The sequence below is a fragment of the uncultured Adlercreutzia sp. genome (assembly GCA_910585575.1).
Classification (GTDB): Bacteria; Actinomycetota; Coriobacteriia; order Coriobacteriales; family Eggerthellaceae; genus Adlercreutzia.
On sequence record CAJUFS010000107.1, the window covers coordinates 1 to 5,452 of the forward strand.

At 60.6% G+C, this 5,452-nt stretch carries 8 protein-coding genes; 7 read left to right on the forward strand and 1 reads right to left on the reverse strand.

Annotation, left to right across the window (positions count from 1 at the left end; all coding sequences use genetic code 11):
- Nucleotides 1–226 precede the first annotated feature (226 nt).
- On the reverse strand, nt 227–2,008 hold the full coding sequence (locus QZ307_RS10560) for a helix-turn-helix transcriptional regulator (protein WP_295999665.1): 1,782 nt from the start codon (nt 2,006–2,008) through the stop codon (nt 227–229).
- 322 nt (nt 2,009–2,330) lie between these two features.
- Here QZ307_RS10560 and infA point away from each other — a divergent pair, with 322 nt between their 5' ends.
- From infA to QZ307_RS10595, 7 genes are all read left to right on the forward strand, one after another.
- On the forward strand, nt 2,331–2,549 hold the full coding sequence (gene infA, locus QZ307_RS10565; RefSeq protein WP_016309306.1) for a translation initiation factor IF-1: 219 nt from the start codon (nt 2,331–2,333) through the stop codon (nt 2,547–2,549).
- A gap of 132 nt (nt 2,550–2,681) precedes the next feature.
- Nucleotides 2,682–2,795 (forward strand): 50S ribosomal protein L36, encoded by a 114-nt coding sequence (gene rpmJ / locus QZ307_RS10570; protein ID WP_016309305.1) that lies wholly within the window; start codon nt 2,682–2,684, stop codon nt 2,793–2,795.
- Between the two features lie 22 nt (nt 2,796–2,817).
- A complete protein-coding gene (gene rpsM, locus QZ307_RS10575) occupies nt 2,818–3,186 on the forward strand; it encodes a 30S ribosomal protein S13 (RefSeq protein ID WP_022740416.1) in 369 nt (122 codons plus the stop codon).
- A 15-nt stretch (nt 3,187–3,201) separates the two neighbouring features.
- Nucleotides 3,202–3,597 carry a 30S ribosomal protein S11 gene (gene rpsK / locus QZ307_RS10580; protein WP_016309303.1) on the forward strand — a complete coding sequence of 132 codons (396 nt, stop codon included), beginning with the start codon at nt 3,202–3,204 and terminating at the stop codon, nt 3,595–3,597.
- An 18-nt stretch (nt 3,598–3,615) separates the two neighbouring features.
- Nucleotides 3,616–4,212, forward strand: a complete 597-nt coding sequence (gene rpsD / locus QZ307_RS10585; RefSeq protein WP_275206463.1) for a 30S ribosomal protein S4 — start codon at nt 3,616–3,618, stop codon at nt 4,210–4,212.
- A 28-nt stretch (nt 4,213–4,240) separates the two neighbouring features.
- A complete protein-coding gene (locus QZ307_RS10590) occupies nt 4,241–5,191 on the forward strand; it encodes a DNA-directed RNA polymerase subunit alpha (RefSeq protein ID WP_295999674.1) in 951 nt (316 codons plus the stop codon).
- Between the two features lie 13 nt (nt 5,192–5,204).
- Nucleotides 5,205–5,452: bL17 family ribosomal protein (locus QZ307_RS10595; protein ID WP_295999675.1), on the forward strand; the 248-nt coding region annotated here is incomplete at its 3' end.

Consider the following 5,452-nt stretch of genomic DNA (forward strand, 5'->3'; position numbering starts at 1 on the left):
AGGGCGGCTTCTACCCGCACAACTATCCCAGCAACTTCACGGGCATCAACGCCGGTCGCGTGGCCACCTTCGCCCGCATCGCCGCCAAGCACGCCCTGGGCGTGGAGTAAACGCAGCTAAGCGCGTAGCGCAGCCCCCAGCTTTTCCCGAGCCTGCCACCCTCCCCGCAGGCACCGTTTCGGCCCCTTGTCGCATACGCGGCAAGGGGCTTTTGCGTTGGGTGTTCCTAATTTTCTGCTTCTTGCTTTTGCACGAGGTCAATGAGCTCCTGGCGCGAATGGACGCCCAGCTTGGCGTAGATATGCTTGGCGTGAGTAGCCGCGGTTTCGCGGCTGATGATCAGCTCATCGCGGATGTAGGGGATAGAGCGTCCTTGGGCCAAGAGTGCGAACACCTCGGTCTCGCGCGGGGTGAGGCGGTGGGTTGCCGCCAGGGCCGTTACGGCGCTGGTCTCTGCAGAAGCCGCAGAAGCGGCGGCCGCGGTGGTTGAACTTTGCGCGGTGGGCGTCGCTGGAGCGACGGGCGCGGTGGCCGCATTCTGCGGGGTGAGCGTGGCCGGCAGGGTTGTCGGCTCCGCGCTTTGCGTGGCGAGCGTCGCAGACCCTCCAGGCGCAGTGGTCGATGCGTCGGCAAAGTTGGTGGCGTTGGTGTGGCTGGCGAGAGATGCGACCAGGGCGTTGGCGCTGCTCGCTTCCAGGCCTTCTGATCCCTTCTCGAGATCCACGCGATGGAAGACGGCGGTGTCGTTCAGTGTGAGCATGGTGACCACCACCAGTGCTACGATGCACAGCGTGGCAGCCCACAGAATGCCGTCGGGCGCGGTGGCCGCCAGCGGGGCTACGCAGACCCACAGGGTGCAGCCCACTAAGTCGCCGGCATGCACGAACAACCAGCCCCAGCTGGTGGCTTGGGTCGGGGTGGCCTGTCCGCTGGCGGCATAGCTAGCGAAGTAGATCTGCGCGATGAGGCAGAAGGTGAAGCGGCCGGCCAGCGAGGCGGCAAAGGTCACAATGCCGCCTTCGGGGCCCAGAAGGATAATGGCGGCAAAGCCAATGACCAGCACGGGGCACATCCAGCGGTAGAGAAACGCCAGGGAAATACGGCGCGGACCCGACAGGGCAAAGACGGCCACAATGGCCATCATGAGAGCACTGATCAGCAGAATAATTTGCAGGGCCAGCCCCTGCACCTCGGACTGATCGATCATTCCCGCAATGCTGACCACCGAGAAGACGCCCATGATGCCAAAGCCAACCCGGCTGAGTTTGGAGGTTCGGTGGCCTGCCCCGGAGTGGTTATCGTATGCGACCCCGTGATGCCGAGAGTCCGAGCGTCGCGACTGGCTCGTTGGCGCCAAATGGGAAGCAGTCTCTTCGCTATCAGCGGAAGCCCGGGTCCTCGCTATGTGGGCGAGCGCCTGTTCTCTGCGGGCGATCTGCGGAGTCCAGACCAAATGGAAGCACCACCCCGAAAGCAGCGGGAAAAGGCTCGCAAGCGTCACCGCCACCCATCCATCGGTAGCCGACACCAGCAGAACGAGCAGGGCGGCCGAGACGGCCGAGATTGGCGCAAGACTTTCTGCGCTTTCCCGTGAAATGACGGCATAATATTCGCCCCACATGACCCAAAGGAGTGCGCTGCCGATGCCCGTTGCTACAGATCCGACGGCAAAGGCCGCTGCCTCCAGCACGGGATTGGGCAGGCTGAGAAACATGAAAGGCGTGCTGAGCCCGGTGAGTAGGGGAACGGCCACGATCAGGCTCCGCCGGGAAGTGGGAGCTCCGAAGTGAGGCTCCGCTAGAAGAATCACGGCAAGCGCTACAACCGAGGATCCTAGGGGCATGAGAGTGTAGAACAGCTCGATGCCGATATTCGCGCTGCCCGATGCCCGGGGCATGCCCTCGAAAGCCCCGGCGGCATTCGTGTAGAACACGCAGAACACCCACGCCAGCAGAAAACCCCAGCCCAATTGCCGCAACGGCGCGACCGCGTTGCCCTGATCGTGCATAGAAACCCCTCCCTTTGTTGGCAGCATTGTACCGCGCCCGCCGCCCGAATGGCAGGGAACTTGCACCCTGACAGCCCCTGTGCTATTATCCCTTCTTGCCGACAAGGCGGCGGCGCTCTTGGCAGCGCGAATAATACCTGGCGGCTCCGTTTCATGGACGAGAGCTGCGCGGCTCGACCGCAGGCCTGACAAGCAGGTCATTTCAAAGCCAAATCCGCTTTTTGGTTTTTTACGCCCTTGTGCAAATTTCTCCCCAAAACATCTTGAATCTTTGCTACTATTTTGCGTTGCTGCTTTATCAGACCGCTTGGAGGAGCAACTTTTGGCTAAAGAAGATGTAATCGAACTCGAGGGTACGGTGCTCGAAGCCCTGCCCAATGCGATGTTCAAGGTGGAACTAGAGAACGGTCACACCATTCTCGCTCACATTTCCGGCAAGATGCGTATGCACTACATCAAAATCCTGCCTGGAGACCGCGTCACTGTGGAGCTTTCCGTCTACGACCTCAATCGTGGTCGCATCACCTACCGCTTCAAGTAGGCCTCCCCGCTTCTGAGGAAGCCGCCCCGCCGCGAAGACTCGGATCCTTCGCGGTTGGCACAGCTGAGAAAACAATCGCCAGCGGCTGGGCGTGTACGTATAGAACGATCCGCATACCGAAAGGAAAGTGATATGAAGGTACGTCCTTCGGTCAAGAAGATGTGCGACAAGTGCAAGATCATCCGACGCCATGGCAAGATCCTCGTCATCTGCGAGAATCCGCGCCACAAGCAGCGTCAGGGCTAGGAAGAAAGGAACTGTAAGTAATATGGCACGTCTCGTTGGTGTCGATCTTCCTCGCAACAAGCGCATTGAGATCGCCTTGACCTACATTTACGGCATTGGCCTCACCACTGCCAAAGAAATCATCGCCGCTACCGGCGTTGATCCCGACATTCGCGTGAAGGACCTCTCCGAGGAAGATCTCGCGAAGCTGCGCGACTACATCCAGCAGAACCTCAAGGTCGAAGGCGACCTGCATCGCGAGGTTTCGCAGAACGTGAAGCGCCTCATGGAGATCGGTTGCTATCGCGGTCTGCGTCATCGTCGCGGCCTGCCCGTTCGTGGTCAGCGCACGCATACGAACGCTCGTACCCGCAAGGGTCCGCGCAAGCAAATCGGCGGCAAGAAGAAGTAGTGAGGTAAGCTAACCGTGGCTAAGAAACAAGTACGTACGCGCATCAAGCGCTCCGAGCGTAAGAACATTGCCGTGGGTGCTGCCCACATCAAGTCTACGTTCAACAACACCATTGTCTCCATCACCGATCCTCAGGGCAACGTGATCTCCTGGCAGTCCGCGGGCACCGTGGGCTTCAAGGGCTCCCGTAAGTCCACGCCGTTCGCCGCGCAGATGGCCGCCGAGGCCGCCGCGAAGACGGCCATGGAGCACGGTCTGAAGAAGGTTGCCGTCTACGTGAAGGGCCCCGGCTCTGGTCGCGAGACTGCTATCCGTTCTCTTCAGGCTGCCGGCCTCGAAGTGGCCAGCATCCAGGACTGCACTCCCATCCCGCACAACGGCTGCCGCCCCAAGAAGCGTCGTCGCGTGTAACTGAAAGGATCGTACATTATGGCAATCAACAGAACTCCGGTTCTCAAGCGCTGCCGTCAGCTGGGCATCGATCCTGTGGTGCTCGGTTACTCCAGCAAGAAGGAATCTATCCGCCAGCCGAAGCGTCGTCGCAAGGAGAGCGAGTACGCCATGCAGCTGCGCGAGAAGCAGAAGGCCAAGTTCATCTACGGTGTGCTCGAGAAGCAGTTCCGTGGTTACTTCAAGCGCGCCAAGTCCATGCAGGGTCAGACCGGTGAGAACCTGATGACCATTCTGGAGACCCGTCTCGACAACGTGGTTTTCCGTCTGGGCTTCGCTCGCACTCGTAAAGAGGCTCGTCAGATGGTCACCCATGGCCACATCTGCGTGAACGGCCGCCGCGTGGACATCCCGTCCTTCCGCGTGCGTCCCGGCGAGCTGGTTTCCGTGGCCCCCAAGGCCAAGGAGCTCCTGGTTGTGAAGAGCGCCCTCGTGTCCAACGAGCGCGTTCAGGTCCCCGCTTGGCTCGAGATCGATATCGAGAAGCTGCAGGGCAGCGTGCTGTCCCTCCCGACGCGTGACCAGATCGATCTGGACATCAACGAGCAGCTCATCGTCGAACTGTACTCGAAGTAATCGCGGCTTTTAAGGAGGCTATTCACACATGACAGAGTTCATGAGGCCTACAGTAACTACGGAGGAAGTCAACGACACCGTTGCCCGTTACATCGTCGAGCCGCTCGAGCGTGGTTACGGCAATACGCTGGGCAACTCCATGCGTCGCGTGCTGCTCTCCTCGCTGGACGGGGCGAAAGCCACCGCTATCCAGATCGAGGGCGTGCAGCATGAGTTCACCACGGCCGAGGGTGTCATCGAGGACATCACCGACATCGTGCTGAACGTCAAGGGTCTGGTGTTTTCCGCTCTCCTCGACGACGTCGAGGAAGCTACCGCCCATGTGTTTGCCGAGGGTCCCTGCACCGTCACCGGTGCCGACCTCGAGGTGCCCGGCCAGTTCACGCTGGTGAACCCCGAGCACGTCATTGCCACGGTTGCCGACGGCGGCCAGCTGGACATGACCATTCGCATCGGCGTGGGTCGCGGCTACGTGTCGGCTGAGCGCAACAAGCGCACGGAAGATCCCATCGGCATCATCCATGTCGACTCCATATTCTCGCCGGTTCGCCGCTGCACCATGAATGTGACCGACACGCGCGTGGGTCAGCGCACCGACTACGACAAGCTGGTGCTCGAGGTGGAAACCGACGGCTCTATCGCTCCCACCGAGGCGGTGTGCCGTGCGGCCAACATCATCAACCAGTACATGGGCGCGTTCCTGAGCCTGTCCGACACGGGCGAGGAGGAAGAGGGCGAGGCTCCGTCCATCTTCGCTCCCGAGGGCCAGGAGTCCAACGCCGAGCTTGACAAGCAGATCGAGGATCTGGACCTTTCCGTCCGCTCCTACAACTGCCTGAAGCGCGCGGGTATCCATTCCGTGCGTCAGCTCGTTGAGTTCTCCGAGAACGACCTGCTGAACATCAGAAACTTTGGTGCGAAGTCCATCGAGGAAGTGAAGGACAAGCTCATTTCCATGGACCTCAATTTGAAGCTTTAGGAGACACGACACTATGAGACACAACAAGAAGGGGCGCAAGCTCGGCACCGACTGGAGCCACACTAAGGCGATGAAGCGCAGCCTGGTTACCGCCCTGTTCCTGAACGACCGCATCAAGACGGTCGAGGCCCGCGCGAAGGAGATCCGCCCGCAGGTCGACAAGATCATCACCTGGGCCAAGCGCGGCGACCTTCATTCCCGCCGTCTGGCCATCGCCTACCTGAACGACAAGGAGCTCGTGCGCGAGATCTTCGAGAAGGT